This is a genomic window from Ruegeria sp. CDSA079 (assembly GCF_059612245.1).
Genome location: NZ_JBXWQF010000006.1, coordinates 52,299 through 69,341 on the forward strand (window position 1 = coordinate 52,299; position 17,043 = coordinate 69,341).

Annotated in this window: 16 protein-coding genes; 10 read left to right on the top strand and 6 right to left on the bottom strand. The window is 58.6% G+C overall.

Annotated elements, in window-relative coordinates; genetic code table 11:
- Positions 1–43: 43 nt before the first annotated feature.
- On the bottom strand, positions 44–574 hold the full coding sequence (locus AC2FJZ_RS07990; protein ID WP_050603971.1) for a hypothetical protein: 531 nt from the start codon (positions 572–574) through the stop codon (positions 44–46).
- Positions 575–698: 124 nt separating this feature from the next.
- Between AC2FJZ_RS07990 and AC2FJZ_RS07995 the strand changes: the two genes are divergently transcribed.
- Complete coding sequence (locus tag AC2FJZ_RS07995) at positions 699–1,466, top strand: trans-sulfuration enzyme family protein (protein ID WP_496776916.1); 768 nt, start codon at positions 699–701, stop codon at positions 1,464–1,466.
- Positions 1,467–1,487: 21 nt separating this feature from the next.
- Here the strand turns inward: AC2FJZ_RS07995 and AC2FJZ_RS08000 are convergent, their stop codons facing one another.
- The 3 genes from AC2FJZ_RS08000 to ubiA form a co-directional block, all read right to left on the bottom strand.
- Complete coding sequence (locus tag AC2FJZ_RS08000; RefSeq protein WP_050603973.1) at positions 1,488–1,808, bottom strand: hypothetical protein; 321 nt, start codon at positions 1,806–1,808, stop codon at positions 1,488–1,490.
- 1 nt (position 1,809) lies between these two features.
- Positions 1,810–3,735, bottom strand: coding sequence for an OmpA family protein (locus AC2FJZ_RS08005; RefSeq protein ID WP_496776917.1), 1,926 nt, complete (start codon positions 3,733–3,735; stop codon positions 1,810–1,812).
- Positions 3,736–3,799: 64 nt separating this feature from the next.
- Positions 3,800–4,762, bottom strand: coding sequence for a 4-hydroxybenzoate octaprenyltransferase (gene ubiA / locus AC2FJZ_RS08010; protein WP_496776918.1), 963 nt, complete (start codon positions 4,760–4,762; stop codon positions 3,800–3,802).
- A 12-nt stretch (positions 4,763–4,774) separates the two neighbouring features.
- On the opposite strand from ubiA, the gene AC2FJZ_RS08015 reads away from it, so the two are divergent.
- The 8 genes from AC2FJZ_RS08015 (at position 4,775) to AC2FJZ_RS08050 (ending at position 13,857) form a co-directional block, all read left to right on the top strand.
- Positions 4,775–5,500, top strand: a complete 726-nt coding sequence (locus AC2FJZ_RS08015) for a 16S rRNA (uracil(1498)-N(3))-methyltransferase (protein WP_496776919.1) — start codon at positions 4,775–4,777, stop codon at positions 5,498–5,500.
- Entirely contained in the window at positions 5,500–6,348 is an 849-nt protein-coding gene (locus AC2FJZ_RS08020) for a GNAT family N-acetyltransferase (protein WP_496776920.1), read from the top strand. Before AC2FJZ_RS08015 ends, AC2FJZ_RS08020 begins: the two co-directional genes overlap by 1 nt.
- Complete coding sequence (locus AC2FJZ_RS08025; protein ID WP_496668448.1) at positions 6,345–6,872, top strand: hypothetical protein; 528 nt, start codon at positions 6,345–6,347, stop codon at positions 6,870–6,872. The genes AC2FJZ_RS08020 and AC2FJZ_RS08025 overlap by 4 nt, the downstream gene beginning before the upstream one ends.
- Positions 6,873–6,937: 65 nt before the next feature.
- Positions 6,938–8,308, top strand: a complete 1,371-nt coding sequence (locus AC2FJZ_RS08030; RefSeq protein ID WP_496776921.1) for a glutamate--cysteine ligase — start codon at positions 6,938–6,940, stop codon at positions 8,306–8,308.
- Positions 8,309–8,379: 71 nt separating this feature from the next.
- Positions 8,380–9,453 carry a phenylalanine--tRNA ligase subunit alpha gene (pheS, locus tag AC2FJZ_RS08035; RefSeq protein WP_496668452.1) on the top strand — a complete coding sequence of 358 codons (1,074 nt, stop codon included), beginning with the start codon at positions 8,380–8,382 and terminating at the stop codon, positions 9,451–9,453.
- A gap of 606 nt (positions 9,454–10,059) precedes the next feature.
- Entirely contained in the window at positions 10,060–10,854 is a 795-nt protein-coding gene (locus AC2FJZ_RS08040; protein ID WP_050603981.1) for a CE1 family esterase, read from the top strand.
- Positions 10,855–10,932: 78 nt separating this feature from the next.
- A complete protein-coding gene (pheT, locus tag AC2FJZ_RS08045) occupies positions 10,933–13,329 on the top strand; it encodes a phenylalanine--tRNA ligase subunit beta (RefSeq protein WP_496776922.1) in 2,397 nt (798 codons plus the stop codon).
- Positions 13,330–13,410: 81 nt separating this feature from the next.
- Positions 13,411–13,857 carry a YtoQ family protein gene (locus AC2FJZ_RS08050; protein ID WP_496776923.1) on the top strand — a complete coding sequence of 149 codons (447 nt, stop codon included), beginning with the start codon at positions 13,411–13,413 and terminating at the stop codon, positions 13,855–13,857.
- A gap of 50 nt (positions 13,858–13,907) precedes the next feature.
- On the opposite strand, the gene AC2FJZ_RS08055 is transcribed toward AC2FJZ_RS08050, so the two are convergent.
- Positions 13,908–14,606: a glutathione S-transferase family protein gene (locus tag AC2FJZ_RS08055; protein ID WP_496668462.1), complete on the bottom strand. Its 699-nt coding sequence runs from the start codon at positions 14,604–14,606 to the stop codon at positions 13,908–13,910.
- 209 nt (positions 14,607–14,815) lie between these two features.
- On the opposite strand from AC2FJZ_RS08055, the gene AC2FJZ_RS08060 reads away from it, so the two are divergent.
- The gene (locus AC2FJZ_RS08060; protein ID WP_371255968.1) at positions 14,816–15,628 is read left to right on the top strand and encodes a mechanosensitive ion channel family protein; all 813 of its coding nucleotides are present in this window, start codon (positions 14,816–14,818) and stop codon (positions 15,626–15,628) included.
- Between the two features lie 188 nt (positions 15,629–15,816).
- Here the strand turns inward: AC2FJZ_RS08060 and ald are convergent, their stop codons facing one another.
- On the bottom strand, positions 15,817–16,932 hold the full coding sequence (ald, locus tag AC2FJZ_RS08065) for an alanine dehydrogenase (protein ID WP_496776924.1): 1,116 nt from the start codon (positions 16,930–16,932) through the stop codon (positions 15,817–15,819).
- Positions 16,933–17,043 lie beyond the last annotated feature (111 nt).

Below are 17,043 nucleotides of genomic sequence, written 5' to 3' on the forward strand. Positions count from 1 at the left end.
CTTCCGGCACCCAGGTTTCAGGTGCCGGATGTGGCAGGAGAACTTAGCTGCTTTGCTCGGAATTGCAGGTACGAGCGGCTTCAATGGCTTTTAGCGTTCCGTCCAGGCTTACGGTGAAAGCGAATTCCTTTTCGGGAAACACGGTCATTTCGTATTTTTTCATAACATCATCAACGAATTGCGCATTGTTCGCCAGGATATAGCCTCCGGTGTATCCTTCAGCCAAATGCTTGGTTTTCTTGCGTGCTTCGGCTTCATAGAGGTTGCCGTCAAGCGACAGGAATATCTTTTCCTTCTTACCTTTCAAGCCGATGTCGTTCTGAGTGAAGACACCAAGATAGCCCATTTCCTGATCCTTGGTCAGGCCCATTTGCACGACGTTATTGTTTTCATCCACGCGCTCAATCAGGCATGAACCCCGGGTTTCATCGACAAAGATGGTCCAACCAGATTCTTCGCCCCACTTTGTAAAGGTGTCGTTCTCTGACGGTATCACATCGCTTGAGGCAAAAGCAGATGTGGTTGCAAACGCTGTCAAGATGGCGGCGGTCTTAAATGTTGACTTGAGATACATAGTTCACTCCAGTTTATTGGATAGCGGACTTGGGTATGTGCAGGCAAATACGCACTCATTCACATTATTGAATTGAAACGAAAATTGGAGTCCAGCCAATTGTATCGGCCAAAATACGCCGATCTTGCCGAATACGCGACTGATCCATACGGAAACGCCGGTAAACCCAATCGGGCGACTGACCGATCTGGCTGCAGTTTCCGCAATTGCGCATGGCGCGGGCGCGTTGTTGTCGTGTGACGCGACCTTCGCCTCGCCACTGGGGCAGCCCAGCAAAGAATTGGGCGTCGATCTGATCATGCATTCCGCGACCAAGTCTATCGGCGGGCACGGTGACGCCATTGGCGGCGCGGTGGCTGGCCGAAAAGAGTTGATCGAGAAGATCCGCAACGAGTCGGCCATTCATCACGGTAGCATCATGTCACCTTTCAACGCGTGGATGATTGCCCGGGGCATGGCCACATTGCCGCTTCGGATGAAGGCGCATCAGGCAGGGGCCACGGCTGTAGCTGAATGGCTTGAGACGCGCGGGTCTGTCACCAAAGTCGTGTATCCGGGCCTGAAATCGCACCCACAATACGAACTGGCACAGCGGCAGATGCGGAATACATCCGGCATGATCACCTTTCAGGTGGGTGACAACGCGACCGGAGAAGCATTGGCCCAGCAGATGATCGATAAACTGCAGATCGTCCACTATGCCGTGTCGCTTGGCCATCACCGTAGCCTGATCTTCTGGATGGGCACCGACGCTTTGATGCAAACCTCTTTCCGTCTGGAAAGGGCGCAGTTGGAAAGCTACCGGGATTATGCCGGGGATGGCGTGTTCCGGCTGTCGGTCGGTCTGGAAGACCCAGAGGACCTGATCGCCGATCTAGCGCAGGTTTTGTGACCCGACGGCGCGCTGGTCGCGTCAATCAGCGTTGTTGATCCGCCCGCGCAATTCTTCAGCCTCTTGCCGCGCGGCGCGCAGGCCGTCCATGGCGGCGGCCAGCTCTGCTTCGGTCTGGGTCAGTTGATTGGTCAGCTCTGCCTCGCGCTGTTGCAGATAGGTGATGGCCTGATCACGGGTTTCTTCAGCCTCGTGCAATTCCTGACTCATCCGGTCCAGGTCGGCCACGTCGCTTTGGCGAACGCGGGACAGGCGGTGGGCCAGCCAGTTGGCAAACCAGCCCATGCAGAAGGCCGCAAACAGAATGATGGCCGTGGCGATGATGAATTCGGTTCTGTTCAACTTACTGGTCCTCTGCATCCGCATCTGGTGCGGTCGTGTCAGTCTGGTCTGTCTCGGGCGCGTCAGCTTCTGTCTCAGCCTCAAGCGCTTCGAGACCTGTTTCGTCGGCTCTGACAGGCTCGGGGCGGATCAGGCGGAATTCAATGCGGCGGTTTTCTTCCCGACCTTCCTCGGTGTCATTATCAGCGATGGGCTGCGTTTCACCATATCCCACTGCGGAGTAGCTGCTGGTAGGAATGCGTCGCCCACGCAATTCGTTCAGAATGGACTGCGCGCGTGCCTGACTGAGCTGCTGATTCATCTCTTCACGGCCCTGGCTGTCGGTGTGGCCCTGAATCTCCAGCCGAATCGGCCCGCAGTCCCGCAGGATATCGGCAATCTGGTTCACGGTATCGCGCGAGGCCGAGGCAATCGTGGCTGATCCGGGTTCGAATGCGATCTTGCTGGACGCTTGGACGTCAGCGATCTGTTGTTCGCAAATCGCCGGGTCAGGCAGAGCGTCTTCAGGTTCCGGCGGTGGCTGATAGGTGATCATCAGGGTGAATTCCTGCCCCTCACCCAGCTTGTCCGACAGCTGACCAGCGATACGGGCCTTGGCGTCTTCCTCGTGGCTGAGGCCGACCAGCTCGACGGTATCAGGCGTCACGGTCAGGGCCCCGTTATGCAGCTGCGCCAAAGCCTCCAGCCCGGCCAGAACACGCACAGGCCAGTCCGAGGGAAGATCGGACACAATGCGTGTGGCGGTGTAAACCTGATCGGATCCAAAAGCTGCACGGGCGTAGCTGTCGACCATGTCACGCAGGGTCTCATCGCCCAGACGGCCACGCAGTTGCACCAGCCCCTCGGGGCTGCGGGTTGCCGAGAATTCAACCGGGCCGGATGCATCCGCGATCTCTGGTTCCGGCAACACGGCGTGCAAAGCAAATACGGGCGGCAAGGCGGCTTCAAGCTCACCTACCACCCGGTCAAAAAGGACAGTGTCTGTACCCTGCGCCGCAACCAACGTGATGTCCGCATCAGACAGCGTGACGGTGCCCATGCCGATTTTGGAAAGGGCCTGAATGCTCTGTTCGGCGGCTTCGGGCCAGCTTGGTGAGGGTTCTCCCAGGCCGATGGTGCAACTATAGATGCCTTGTAATCCCGCCTCACGCGCGGCGGCCACGATGCGGTCGCGAGCCTGTTCATCCTGCGCAGAACAGGCGTCGAAATGCCCGCCCTCATCATCGATCAAGTAGCGCAGCGTAAAAGGTGTAATGACCGGTCGAGGGGCCGAAATCGCCAATCCGATCCTCAGGCTGGGCGGCGCGGCGCGGGTCAGATCCTGCTCGAGCTGTTGTTTTTCCTGCTGGCTGTCGGCAATCGCGGTGATCCGGACCAGATCAGAACTGGCGGAAATCTTGGCGCGGGGCAGGCGCGCCAGGGCTTCGATGGCGTAAGACACGGCAGCATCCCAGCCGTTGGGCTTGGGATAGTCCGCGGTTTCCATCAAGTCCGAAACTGCAACACTCGGGTCCAGATTGCTCAGCCGGTCGATCAGATCGGCCCTGTCCTCGCTGGCCGGAATCAGACCGATGATCGAGATACCGCTGTCGTTGCGCAGAATTTCTGCCGAGAATCGCGGTGGGGCCAGGGCCGAGGTGGCCTCGACCTCCATTTCATCAATCACACGGGATGTGTCGACCTCGGTTCCCGCAGCGGTCAACGCGTTGAACCGTGTGGCCTCGTCCGGTGCGGTTCCTGTCAGGATCACACGCAGACCGTCGGATTCGACCTCGGCCCAGTCATGGCCTTTGAGGTCCAGTGACCGCCGTACAGCGAATTCTGATGTCTCTTCGATCTTGGTAACGGCATAGCTTGCCGCCACCAGGGACAGCCCGGCTGAGACCAAAAAGATCAGCACAACAGCGATAAAAAAAGGCAGACGCATGTTTGGGTTTGACACTCCTCAGGCGTTTGGCCCGATCTTTACAACCCCCAATCGGCAGGTGCAATCAGAGCAGCAGCGCGACGCAGAGGAAGATCAGCGGAATCAGGCCGGTGTCTCGGTTGACCCGGAACAGTTGAAGCAGCTTGGCATTGTCTTCCAGATCCAGACAGCGCAGTTGCCACATCATGTGCCAGCCCATGGCCCAAGGACCGCCGAGCGCAACGACCAGAGCCAGGATCGAGATGTTCGGCACCCCTGCATCAATTATGGCCAGCCCCATCAACGATACCGTCGCAACCAGAAAATACTTCAGCCACCTCGCTGTATCCTTGCCGAACAGGCGGGCTGTGGACTTGATCCCCACCAGCTCGTCATCCTCGGCATCCTGATGGGCGTAGATCGTGTCATAAAACAAGGTCCACGCGATGCCTGCCAGATACAGCGTTACTGCGGGCCACCCGATCGAACCACTATGCGCTGCCCAGGCCAAAAGCGCGCCCCAATTGAAGGCTAACCCCAGAAACACCTGCGGCCACCATGTGAACCGCTTGGCGAATGGGTAAATCGTCACCGGCAGCAGGGACAGCACGCCCATGGCAATCGCCGCCTGATTGAAACTCAACAGGATGCCAAGCGCCAGCAGGCATTGCAGGATCATCCAGGTTGCAGCCTGCCGGACGCTGACCTGCCCCGAAGGAATCGGGCGCGAGCGTGTGCGTTCAACCTGCCCGTCGTACTCTCGATCGGTGATGTCGTTCCAGGTGCAGCCGGCACCACGCATCAGAAAAGCCCCCAATGCGCATCCAACGGCAATCCAAAGATCTTCCCATCTGGGTTGACCGTCATGCAGGATTGCAAGCGCCAGCCCCCACCAGCACGGGATCAACAACAGCCACGTGCCAATGGGCCGGTCCGCGCGGCTGAGGCGCAGATAGGGGCGGGTAAAGGCCGGGGCATAAGTGTCGACCCAATTGCCGGTGACGGCATCGGCGACTTGACCATCTGGTGTTGGCGCATTGCCTTGCATATGTAAGGTCTCATGAGTGCGAAGATCAGACTGTATGTAGAGCAGCCCTTGGGTCAGGGGCAATCGGTTCCTTTGACGCGTGACCAGGCGCATTATCTTTTTGGTGTGATGCGTCTTGCTGTCAAAGGGCAGGTCGCCCTGTTCAACGGGCAAGATGGAGAGTGGCTGGCGGAAGTGTCCGACGCGGGCAAACGCAGCGGGACGCTAACCTGCCTTGAGCAGACGAAACCGTTGCAGTTGCCGCCCGATCTGTGGTTCCTGTTCGCGCCGATCAAAAAGGCGCGTACCGATTTCATCGTGGAAAAAGCTGCCGAGATGGGCGCAGCCCGCATTCTGCCAGTGCAGACCGAATTCACCAATTCCGAACGCATCCGGCAAGACCGGTTGCAGGCCCATGCAGTTGAGGCGGCAGAGCAGTGTGGTGGAACATTCGTGCCCGAGGTCGCCGATCTTCAGCGGCTGGATCGCCTGCTGGATGGCTGGCCTGAAGACCGGCAATTGATGTTCTGCAACGAGGCCGAGGTCGGATCGGCCCTGCGATTGGCTGCCAATGAAAAAGGTCGCCCGTGGGCGATTCTCATCGGCCCGGAAGGTGGCTTTTCCAATAAAGAGCGCGCCCGCCTGTCAGCTCTGCCCTATGCGCATGTTGTCAGCCTGGGTCCGCGCATCCTGCGGGCGGATACGGCGGCTGTGGCTGCGTTGACGATGTGGCAGCAGGCGCTGGGGGATTGGTCTTAATGTGGCGCACAGCGCTACAGAAGGACGTTCCGGAAATTCAGCGGTTCTTGTTTCTCCATGTCCAAAGCTCGATGTTTCCTTTGGGTAATTTGCAAGATTTCGGCCTGGGAGGTTCCCACCCTCGCGGCATGTCGTTTTGGTTGCTGGAAAATCCGCTGAGCGGTGTCCTGGGTGTCACCAATGAAGGAATGGTTTTCCCGCAATGTCCTGGCCTGACGGATACAGAGCTTTCTGCAGCCTGTGATCTGATCCGCAACAGAGAGATCTTGGGAATCATCGGTGAAACGGCGCAGGTTCGAAAGCTCATTAATGTTGCAGGTTGGCGAGACAGGCCGACTGGTTTCAACGACGATGAGCCGTCTTTCTCGCTAAATCTGAACAACCTAGTAATTCCTCGGCTGGAAGATGTGCGCCTTATTTCGTTGGCCGGAGTGGATCGCAATCTGGCGATTGCCTGGCGGAAGCAATACCTGCAGGAAACGCCGGGATTGATTCACAAGGATCTGGACAAGCAGGCCAGAGAAGATGTGGAACGTTATCTGGAGCGTGACAGTCACAGAGCCCTGTTTCACAAGGGACAGCCAGTTGCGATGACAGGCTTCAATTCGGTACTGCCGGAAGTGGTTCAGATAGGTGGTGTATTTACCCCTCACGAGTTGCGCGGGCGGGGATATGCACGCACTGCTGTCGCGTTGCATTTGAAAGAGGCACACGAAGCAGGTGTGAGCAGAGCCGTCTTGTTTGCCGCTTCAAAATCAGCCGCTCGTGCTTACATAGCGATTGGATTCGCTCCAGCCGGTTCATTCTCACTGGTTCTGTTCAACGATCAAACGGAGTCCGTTTCATGAGCTTTATTAGACCCGAGGCAAAACTGGCACTTTGGCGTTGGCGCGAAGTTCTGGTTGCAGTCTTTGTCCTGATCCTGGGCCTTAGCTGGGTCAGCGGGCCGGGTGGGTTGCTGGCATGGTTGGGTTGGGTCTTGATCTTGGTGTCTGCGGCGCTGGCCGTGATTGGCGTGCAGCGCGCCCGGTTCAGAACCGGCGCAGGCGGGCAGGGCGTCGTGACGGTGGACGAGGGGCAAATTACCTATCTCGGCCCTCTGGATGGCGGTATTGTTGCGACTCGCGAAATTGAAAGGCTTGCGCTCGACCCGACCTCAAGCCCCGCGCATTGGGTTTTGGATCAGTCGGGACAGCCGGCGCTTCACATTCCTGTGAATGCAGAAGGGGCCGAGGCATTGTTTGACGTGTTTTCCAGCCTGCCTGGGCTGAAAACGGAACAGATGTTGTCAGAACTCAACGGCAAATCGCGGCATCCCGTGGTTATCTGGGAACGCACCCCGTCGCGCCCAGCGCATTTGCGGTTGCATTGACACTAGCGTCATTTAAGACCACGACTGACCTTCAAGACAGATACATCAGGATCGGAGCACGGTTCATGTCCATCCCTCAGTCCGGCGGCGGTCCGATCGAACGCCATGAACAACTGGCCGAATACCTGGAATCAGGCTGCAAACCCAAAGAAGACTGGCGCATTGGCACCGAGCACGAAAAGTTCGGCTATTGCAAAGACACGCTGAAGCCGCTGCCCTTTGAGGGCAAACGCTCGATTGTGGCTGTGCTGGAAGGTCTGCGGGACCGCCATGGTTGGGGCGAGGTGCGCGAAGGCGACAAGCTGATCGGTCTGGAAAAAGATGGTGCCAATGTCAGTCTGGAACCGGGTGGCGCGCTGGAGCTGTCAGGTGCCCCGTTGGAGACAATCCACGAGACCTGTGATGAAGTGAACACCCACTTGCGTGAGGTGAAGGATATCGCCGATGAGATTGGCGTTGGCTTCATCGGCTTGGGTGCCGCCCCGATCTGGACCCACGAGGAAATGCCGTTGATGCCCAAGGGGCGTTATCGGCTGATGAACGACTATATGGAGAAGGTCGGCACCATGGGCCGCGCCATGATGCGGCGCACCTGCACCGTGCAGGTCAATATCGACTTTGGGTCCGAGGCCGACATGGTGCAGAAATTGCGTGTTGCACTTGCGCTTCAGCCGGTGGCGACCGCTCTGTTTGCCAATTCGCCCTTCTTCGAGGGCAAGCCCAACGGTCAGAAAAGCTGGCGCAGCCATATCTGGCGGCATCTGGACGATGCGCGCACCGGGATGCTGCCTTTTGTGTTCGAAGACGGCTTCGGGTTCGAGCGCTATGTGCAATATGCGCTCGATGTGCCGATGTATTTTGTCTATCGCGATGGCAATTATATCAACGCGCTGGGCATGTCGTTCCGCGATTTCCTGAAAGGTGAGCTGCCAGCCCTGCCGGGTGAAACGCCGACCCTCAGTGATTGGGCCGATCACCTGACCACCGCCTTCCCCGAAGCGCGGATCAAGAAATTCATGGAGATGCGCGGCGCCGATGGTGGCCCATGGCGTCGTCTCTGCGCGCTGCCTGCTTTCTGGGTTGGTCTGACCTACGATCAGGGCGCGCTGGATGCGGCCTGGGATCTGGTCAAGGGCTGGGACGCTGAAACGCGCGAGGAACTGCGTGTTCAGGCCGCGGTTCATGGCCTTCAGGCGCAGGTCGGCGACATCAACATGCATGATCTGGCGCGTGAGGTCGTAGCGATTTCTGAGGCGGGCCTTAAATCCCGCGCCTTCCCCGGTGCGGGCGGTCTGGTCCCGGACGAGACGCATTTCCTGAACGCGCTCAAGGAAAGCATCGACACCGGCAAGGTTCCCGCTGATGAGTTGCTGGATCACTACAATGGTGACTGGAATGGCGACCTGACCCGGATTTTCCCGGAATACAGCTATTGATCCGCACCGTCCCGCTTGCATTCGCAGGGCGGGGCCGATAGCAGGTTCTCGACCAAATTCAGAGGGCCGTCATGGACGATCTTAAGGCAAAATACCTGGGCCAAATCGCCGAAGCTGGCGACGAAAACGCACTTGAGGCGATCCGTGTCGCGGCTGTTGGCAAAAAAGGCGAGGTCGCGCTGAAGATGCGCGAGCTGGGCAAGATGACACCCGAAGAGCGCCAGGTTGCAGGCCCCGCCCTGAACGCCCTGAAGGATGAGATCAACTCGGCTCTGTCCGCCAAGAAGGCTGCTTTGGCTGATGCCGCGCTGGATGAGCGTCTGCGCACCGAGTGGCTGGACGTCACCCTGCCGACCCGCGCACGCCGTCAGGGCTCGATCCACCCGGTCAGCCAGGCGACCGAGGAACTGACTGCGATCTTTGCCGAACTGGGCTTCTCTGTCGCCGAAGGCCCGCGGATCGAGACCGATTGGCACAACTTTGACGCCCTGAACATCCCCGGCCACCACCCCGCGCGGGCCGAGATGGACACGTTCTACATGCACCGCGCCGAGGGCGATAACCGCCCGCCGCATGTGCTGCGCACCCATACGTCTCCGGTGCAAATCCGCTCGATGGAGAAACAGGGCGCGCCGATCCGCATCATTTGTCCGGGCGGTGTGTACCGCGCCGACTATGACCAGACCCACACGCCGATGTTCCATCAGGTCGAGGGGCTGGCCATCGACAAGGACATCTCGATGGCGAACCTGAAATGGGTTCTGGAAGAGTTCGTGAAGGCCTTCTTCGAGGTTGATGACGTCGAACTGCGCTTCCGCGCCTCGCACTTCCCCTTCACCGAACCGTCGGCCGAGGTCGATATCCGCTGTTCCTGGGACAACGGCCAGCTGAAGATCGGCGAGGGCGACGACTGGATGGAGATTCTGGGCTCGGGCATGGTCCACCCCAAGGTGATCGCCGCCGGTGGAATTGATCCCGAGGTCTATCAGGGCTTTGCCTTTGGCATCGGCATCGACCGTCTGGCGATGCTGAAATACGGTATCCCGGATTTGCGGGCGTTTTTTGACAGCGACCTGCGGTGGCTGCGGCACTATGGGTTCGCGGCGCTGGATATGCCGAACCTGCATGGTGGCTTGTCGCGATAGTGAGAAAATTGGACGAAAGGCTGGCAGCATATAGCGATTGGTGGAAACTAAAGACCTCCAAGCATCCACTGTTTTGGTTTCTGGGTTTGTTTCTCATTTTTTTTGTGCCGCCAATGTTTGCATCCTGGGTTTGGAAAAGTCACCCGGCTAACGTCTTGATTGCATTCATCGGCTCGGCACTGCTGTTTCTGCCCGGAATTATTATCGCCGGTCTCGAGTTCTTACGGCCAGCCGCTTTTCAAATGCGTGACAGATTCCAAAGAGAAAAAACTCAAGACTTGGTGAAAAATCGAAACAGCGGATTTTGGAAGTGGTGGTGACCGGTAGGTAATCTGACCCGCACGGAGCAAAGGCCGATAGGTCGCCGCGCTATCGGTCATTCATTGCGGCGCCATTGGTTCAAGCCCAATGGACGGCACCGCCCGCACGGGCTGGCGATTTGTCCCTGCAAGCGCTCCGTTTGAACGATACACGGACATGGCCACCATAAACTGCCCATCACAACTGGAAGATCGCCATCCCACGGTCTGGCGATAGCGCGGCTTGTCACAATCTCCCACGGGGTTGTGACGTGACAGCGGGCGCAGGCTCGCTAGGTTTCGGTGGATGATTTACCGACTGCTCTGCCTTCTTCTGCTGACCGCAACCCAAGCCGCCGCCGTGGACACGTGCCACGGCGATACCGCCTGTCAGGTCGGCGACCGTTCATACCACGTTCTGGAACCTGATGGCTGGGACGGAGAAACGCCTCTGCCGGTGTTGCTGCATTTCCACGGCTGGGCGCGGCAGGGGACTGTGGTGGTGAATCACGAACGCATCGCCGGGGCGACCAAGCTGCGCGGTGTGTTGCTGGTAGCCCCGAACGGATTGGGTAAAAGCTGGGATTTCTGGACCTCGGACACCGGCGATGTATCCTTTGCGGATCGGGTGCTTGAGGATGTAGCGAAACGTTATCCGATTGATCCGGATCGTATCTATGTCTCGGGCTATTCCTTCGGCGGTGCGATGGCGTGGCGCTATGTGTGCCAGTCTGGCAACGACGTTGCTGCCTTGCTGGCCGTTGCAGGTTCGATCCGTCAGACGGCAGACTGCCCCGAAGCCCCGCGCGAGGTGCGTCACGTGCATGGTCTCAGCGATACGGTGATGGACTTCCCTTATGGCGCAAATGGTGACACGACCTATCCGGTCGCCTTGTGGCGCGCGGCCTATGACTGCCACGATGCCACGCCGCGTGGTGAGTGGAGCGTGGTGCCGATCCTGACCCTCAGCCGGGTGGAATGGACGGATTGCGCGCAGGGGCATGTGGTACTGGACACCCATCCGGGCGGGCATTTCATCCCCCACGGCTGGATCGGGCGGCAGTTGGACGAGCTTTTGGGCCGCACCCCCACCTATCCGTGACGCGCAGCGCTTGCACCCCGGCTCATTCTTTGCCATTGCCTGTGCCAAACGGATGTTTGCCCAAGAAGGCCGCTTGCAATGAAATTCACACTGTCCTGGCTCAAAGACCACCTCGATACTGACGCTTCGGTTGATGAGATCGCCGAGGCGCTGACCGATCTTGGCCTTGAGGTCGAAGAGATCGTGAACCCGGCGGACCGGTTGGCTGGTTTTACGTTGGGCCATGTGAAGCACGCCGAGAAACACCCCGACGCCGACAAGCTGCGCGTCTGCACGGTTGAGACCGATGAGGGCGATCTGCAGATCATCTGCGGTGCCCCCAACGCGCGCGAAGGCATCACCGTCGTGGTCTGCAAACCCGGCATGTATATTCCCGGTCTGGATATTACCATCAGCGTCGGCAAGATCCGGGGCGTCGAAAGCTTTGGCATGATGGCGTCCGAGCGTGAGCTGGAGCTGTCGGAGGAGCATGACGGTATCATCGAGCTGCCCTCAGGCGAGGTCGGCGACCGTTTTGTCGACTGGCTGGCCGAGAATGACCCGTCGAAGGTCGATCCGATGATCGAGATTGCGATCACTCCCAACCGCCCGGATGCGCTGGGTGTCGAAGGGATTGCCCGTGATCTGGCCGCACGTGGGATCGGGACTTTGAAGCAGCGTGACTATGTGCCGGTTCCGGGGGATTTCGAGTGCCCGATCAAGGTCAGCATTGACGAAGACACTCTGGATGGCGCGCCGCATTTCACGGGTCGTTTGATCCGGGGTGTCAAGAACGGTCCAAGCCCGCAGTGGCTGCAGGACCAACTGAAAGCTATTGGCCTGCGTCCGATCTCGGCCTTGGTGGACATCACCAACTATATGACCTTTGATCAAAATCGCCCTCTGCACGTTTTCGATGCGGATAAGGTGCAAGGAAACCTGCGAGTGCATCGCGCCAAAGGTGGCGAGACGCTGGTGGCGCTGGATGAGAAAGAATACACCCTGCAGCCCGGTATGATGGTGATTTCGGACGACGAAGGCGCCGAATCCATCGCCGGTATCATGGGGGGCGAGGAAACCGGCTGCACCGAAGAGACCGTGAACGTGTTCCTCGAAAGCGCGTTTTGGGATCATGTGCAGATTGCGTTGACCGGGCGTGCGCTCAAGATCAATTCGGATGCGCGCTATCGCTTTGAGCGCGGTGTCGACCCGGAGTACACCCGCGAAGGGTTGGAACACGCAACCCAGATGATCCTGGATATCTGTGGGGGTGAAGCATCTAACGTGGTCGAAGCTGGCAAGGCTCCGAACCACGGGAGGGCTTACAAGCTGGATGCGGCACGGGTGCAGTCTCTGGTCGGCATGGACATTCCGGAAAGCGAACAGCGTCAGACCCTGACCCGTCTGGGTTTCCGCCTTGAGGGTGAGATGGCCCATGTTCCCAGCTGGCGCCCCGATATCATGGGCGAGGCCGACCTGATGGAAGAGGTCGCGCGGATCGCCTCGTTGACTAAACTGCAGGGCAAGCCTTTGCCGCGTGTCACCGATGGTATTCCCAAGCCGGTGATGACACCGACACAGCGCCGTCAGTCCATGGCACGCCGTACCTGTGCAGCGCTGGGCTACAACGAATGCGTCAGCTATACCTTCATTGATCAGGCCTCGGCGGCGTTGTTCGGTGGAGGCGATGAAGCCACGCAACTGGAAAACCCGATCTCGTCTGAGATGAGCCATATGCGCCCTGATCTATTGCCCGGCCTGTTGCAGGCCGCTGCCCGCAATCAGGCACGCGGCTATGCGGACGTGGCCCTGTTCGAGGTTGGCCCGGTCTTCCATGATGGCGAGCCCGGCGACCAGAAAACCCAGATCACCGGACTGCTGGTGGGACGGTCTGGTCCAAAGGATGTGCACGGCGCTTCGCGGTCGGTGGATGTGTTCGATGCCAAGGCGGATGCCGAGGCTGTCCTGACAGCCATTGGCGCACCTGCCAAGGTCCAGGTTCTGCGCGATGGGGATGCATGGTGGCATCCGGGGCGTCACGGCAAGATTTGCCTGGGTCCGAAAAAGGTGCTGGGCGTCTTTGGCGAACTGCATCCGCGTGTGTTGCAAGCGATGGATATCAAAGGCCCGGCGATGGCGTTTACCGTCTGGCCGGACGAGGTGCCTCTGCCCCGTAAATCCGGTGCAACCCGTGCCGCGCTGGAGCTGCGTGACCTTCAGGCGGTCGAGCGTGACTTTGCCTTTGTGGTTGACGAGGGTGTCGAGGCGCTGACGCTGGTGAATGCTGCAGCGGGTGCCGACAAAGCGCTGATCGAGGACGTACGTGTCTTTGACGAATTCATTGGCGGCAGCCTGGGCGAGGGTAAGAAATCTCTGGCCATCACCGTGCGCCTGCAACCGACGGATGCGACACTGAAGGAAAAAGACATCGAAGCGGTGGCCGAAAAGATCATCGCCAAGGTCACCAAGGCCACCGGCGGCGTGTTGCGAGGCTGATGTCGGACCGCCTCCGGCGGGAGTATTTTAGAGAAGATGAAGGGGCGATGGTGCCCCTTCCGTGTTTGCGGAGGACGAAAGATGCTGAACGTTTACCTCTCTGGCGAAATACACACTGATTGGCGGGAACAGATCATTGATGGGGCTCAGGGGTTGGATGTGACATTCAACAGCCCCGTGACCGATCATGACGCCAGCGACGATTGCGGTGTTGCTGTACTGGGGGCTGAACCTAACAAGTATTGGCACGACCACAAAGGTGCGATGGTGAATGCGATCCGTACGCGCAAGGGTATCGCGGATGCTGATGTGGTGGTCGTCCGGTTCGGCGACAAATACAAACAATGGAACGCCGCCTTTGACGCGGGCTACGCAGCCGCGCTCGGGAAATCCATCATCGTGCTGCACGGCCCCGACCATCAACACGCGCTGAAAGAAGTTGATGCAGCCGCGCTGGCCGTGGCCGAAGAGCCCGCTCAGGTAGTCGAAATCCTGCGCTACGTGCTGACAGGCGCGCTGCCGAGCTAAGCCGCAATAAAAGGGTGCCCGCTTCGGCACCCTTTCGATCGCGAAACCGCTTAAGCGCGGGCGGGTATGGTCTTGCCGCGCTGAACCGCCGGACGCTCCATGAAACGGTCGACATAAGCGACGACATTGGCGTAGTCGTCCCAGCCGACAACCTCTTTTGCACCGTAGAAATCCAATGCGTTCAGCCAGGGGGCAAGGGCGATATCCGCGATGGAAAACTCGCCTGCGATCCAGTCTTGCCCGTCCAACTGGGTGTCGACCACGTTCAGCAGGCGTTTGGCCTCGTTGATATAGCGGTCGCGCGGGCGGGGATCTTCGATCTCGCTGCCCGCAAATTTGTAGAAAAAGCCTAGCTGGCCGAGCATGGGACCAACTCCACCCATCTGGAACATCAGCCATTGGGTGATGCGATGCTTGTCTGCTGCGCTTTGGCCTAGCAACTTGCCTGACTTCTCGGCCAGATACAGCAGGATCGCGCCGCTTTCGAACAGGGCAAGTGGTTCACCGTCCGGACCGTTGGGATCGATGATGGCGGGGATTTTGTTGTTGGGGTTCAGCGACAGAAACTCGGGGCTTTTGACATCGGCATCAGCCAGCGTCACCAGATGAGCCTCATAGGGCAGGCCGGTTTCCTCAAGCATGATCGACGCCTTGACGCCGTTTGGGGTCGGATAGGAGTACAGTTGGATCTTGTCCGGGGATTGGGCTGGCCAGCGGGCCATGATCGGATGAGGTTTGGTGTCCAGCATGGGGTGCTCCTGATTGGATGATTTTTCAAAGTTAGGGGTCAACCCGCAATCTTGTAAGCCCTTTGGAATGTGCATATCCGGTCAGGCCGTGTTTTTTGATGAACAACGGGGAAAACCGCAAAAACTCGCACCTAGACCTGGAGGTAAACTTGGATCACAATTTGCCGACCCCCGCGAAAACTTCGCGGGTTTCTTGCTGTTGAAAGGAGATGGGCGTGGATGAGGTCGTAACACAGGTGGGAGCATATGCCCCGCTGATCATAAATGCAGTCAAGGCGCTTGTCGTTCTGATTCTGGGTTGGATTGTCGCTGGGGCAATCGGTGGCATGGTGCGCCGCCGGATCAACTCGACTCCGCATATCGATCCCACACTCGGGAATTTTGTGGCGAGCCTCGTCAAGTGGGTCATTCTGGCCATGGTGCTGGTCGCCGTACTGGGAATTTTCGGGATCGAAGCCACCAGTATCGTCGCCATTCTGGGTGCCGCGTCACTGGCCATTGGTCTGGCGCTACAGGGCACGCTCAGCGATTTGGCGGCCGGGGTCATGCTGGTTGTCTTCCGGCCCTACAAGCTGGGTCAATATGTGGATATTGGCGGCACGGCCGGGACCGTTAAAGACCTGAATCTGTTTACCACCGAGTTGGTAACTCCTGATAACGTACAGATCATTGTTCCCAACGGTCAGTCGTGGGGTTCGATCATCACCAACTACTCGGCGCATGACACGCGACGTGTCGATCTGGTGTTCGGCATTGACTATGGCGACAGCGCCGACAAGGCCATGCAGATCATTTTGGATGTGGCCAAAGCTGACAGCCGTATTCACGGTGATCCTGAACCATGGGTCCGGGTTACGAACCTTGGTGACAGTTCAGTGGATCTGACTGCGCGGCTTTGGTGCGATGCGGCTGATTATTGGGACGTCAAATTCGAGATTACCAAAGCGATCAAGGAAGCCTTTGACGACAAGAATATCTCGATCCCTTATCCCCATTCGGTGGAAATTCAGAAACAGGGGTGACGGCTCCCGCCCGTCGATCGGGCATTGGAAATGCCCTCCTCCCTTTGGGTCAGGCACCGCGCAATGCGCGGTGCCTTTTTTTGTGAGCCGAGGTTGAGCCAAAAAAAGCGCCGCGCTTGGGGCGCGACGCTGTGATTTGGTCTGTAAGGTGCCCCGAGAGAAAGGCGCAGTCAGAGGCTGGAACGCTCTTAGTTAAGCAGCGTTGTCGGGTCGACCACATCGATGTTGAGGGCAGCACCGACCGCTTCGTAAGTCAGCTTGCCGGCGTGGACATTCAGACCTGCCAGAAGGTGTGCGTCGTCCTTACAGGCCTGTTTCCAGCCCTTGCTTGCCAGCGACAACATGAACGGCATGGTCGCGTTGCCCAATGCGATAGTGGACGTGCGCGCAACCGCGCCGGGCATGTTCGCAACACAGTAGTGCATGATGCCGTCCACTTCGTAAACCGGATCGGCGTGCGTGGTGGCTTTCGAGGTTTCGAAGCAGCCGCCCTGGTCGATTGCAACGTCTACCAGAGCCGCGCCAGGCTTCATGGTCGACAGCTGCTCGCGCGAGATCAGCTTCGGAGCAGCAGCGCCCGGGATCAGGACCGCACCAATGACCATGTCGGCGTCCTGAATCAGCTCAGCGGTGGCACCGGCAGTCGAGTATTGGTTCTTGAATTGTCCGCCGAACACGTCGTCCAGATAACGCAGGCGCGGCAGAGAGCGGTCCAGAACGGTGACGTCAGCACCCATACCGGCAGCGATCTTGGCTGCGTGCGTACCAACGACGCCGCCGCCGATCACGATGACTTTGGCCGGGCCCACACCGGGAACGCCGCCCATCAGGACGCCGCGGCCGCCATTGGCCTTCTGCAGAGTCCACGAACCGACCTGAGGAGCCAGACGGCCCGCAACTTCTGACATCGGCGCCAGCAGCGGCAGACCGCCGTTGGAGTCGGTCACGGTTTCATACGCAATTGCGGTACAACCGGATTCCAGTAGGTCATGGGTTTGATCCGGGTCGGGTGCCAGGTGCAGATAGGTGAACAGCAATTGGCCTTCGCGCAGCATCTTGCGTTCACCAGCCTGAGGTTCTTTGACCTTTACGATCATGTCAGCTGTGGCGAACACTTCTTCCGCGGTGTCGATGATGCGCGCGCCTGCTGCGACATAGGCGTCATTGTCGAAACCGGCACCAATGCCTGCACCGGTTTCGATCAGCACTTCGTGACCACGTGCAACCGCTTCCTGAGCGGCGTTAGGCGTCATACCGACGCGGAATTCCTGAGGTTTGATTTCCTTGGGGCAACCGATTTTCATGGGGTTCTCCGTTCATAAACTGCCTAAATTATGTGCAGTTTGCGGCGCAATTTCTGTGAAAGAAAACGTGCCTTCTGAATTTTCTTTGGAAGAATTTCCTGTAAACTACGA

Bases quoted from the DNA above. Each gene is read 5' to 3' on its own strand.
- AC2FJZ_RS07990 (WP_050603971.1), bottom strand. From the start codon at position 574: ATGTATCTCAAGTCAACATTTAAGACCGCCGCCATCTTGACAGCGTTT.
- AC2FJZ_RS08005 (WP_496776917.1), bottom strand. From the start codon at position 3,735: ATGCGTCTGCCTTTTTTTATCGCTGTTGTGCTGATCTTTTTGGTCTCA.
- ubiA (WP_496776918.1), bottom strand. From the start codon at position 4,762: ATGCAAGGCAATGCGCCAACACCAGATGGTCAAGTCGCCGATGCCGTC.
- AC2FJZ_RS08015 (WP_496776919.1), top strand. From the start codon at position 4,775: ATGAGTGCGAAGATCAGACTGTATGTAGAGCAGCCCTTGGGTCAGGGG.
- AC2FJZ_RS08020 (WP_496776920.1), top strand. From the start codon at position 5,500: ATGTGGCGCACAGCGCTACAGAAGGACGTTCCGGAAATTCAGCGGTTC.
- AC2FJZ_RS08025 (WP_496668448.1), top strand. From the start codon at position 6,345: ATGAGCTTTATTAGACCCGAGGCAAAACTGGCACTTTGGCGTTGGCGC.
- AC2FJZ_RS08030 (WP_496776921.1), top strand. From the start codon at position 6,938: ATGTCCATCCCTCAGTCCGGCGGCGGTCCGATCGAACGCCATGAACAA.
- pheS (WP_496668452.1), top strand. From the start codon at position 8,380: ATGGACGATCTTAAGGCAAAATACCTGGGCCAAATCGCCGAAGCTGGC.
- AC2FJZ_RS08040 (WP_050603981.1), top strand. From the start codon at position 10,060: ATGATTTACCGACTGCTCTGCCTTCTTCTGCTGACCGCAACCCAAGCC.
- pheT (WP_496776922.1), top strand. From the start codon at position 10,933: ATGAAATTCACACTGTCCTGGCTCAAAGACCACCTCGATACTGACGCT.
- AC2FJZ_RS08050 (WP_496776923.1), top strand. From the start codon at position 13,411: ATGCTGAACGTTTACCTCTCTGGCGAAATACACACTGATTGGCGGGAA.
- AC2FJZ_RS08055 (WP_496668462.1), bottom strand. From the start codon at position 14,606: ATGCTGGACACCAAACCTCATCCGATCATGGCCCGCTGGCCAGCCCAA.
- AC2FJZ_RS08060 (WP_371255968.1), top strand. From the start codon at position 14,816: ATGGGCGTGGATGAGGTCGTAACACAGGTGGGAGCATATGCCCCGCTG.
- ald (WP_496776924.1), bottom strand. From the start codon at position 16,932: ATGAAAATCGGTTGCCCCAAGGAAATCAAACCTCAGGAATTCCGCGTC.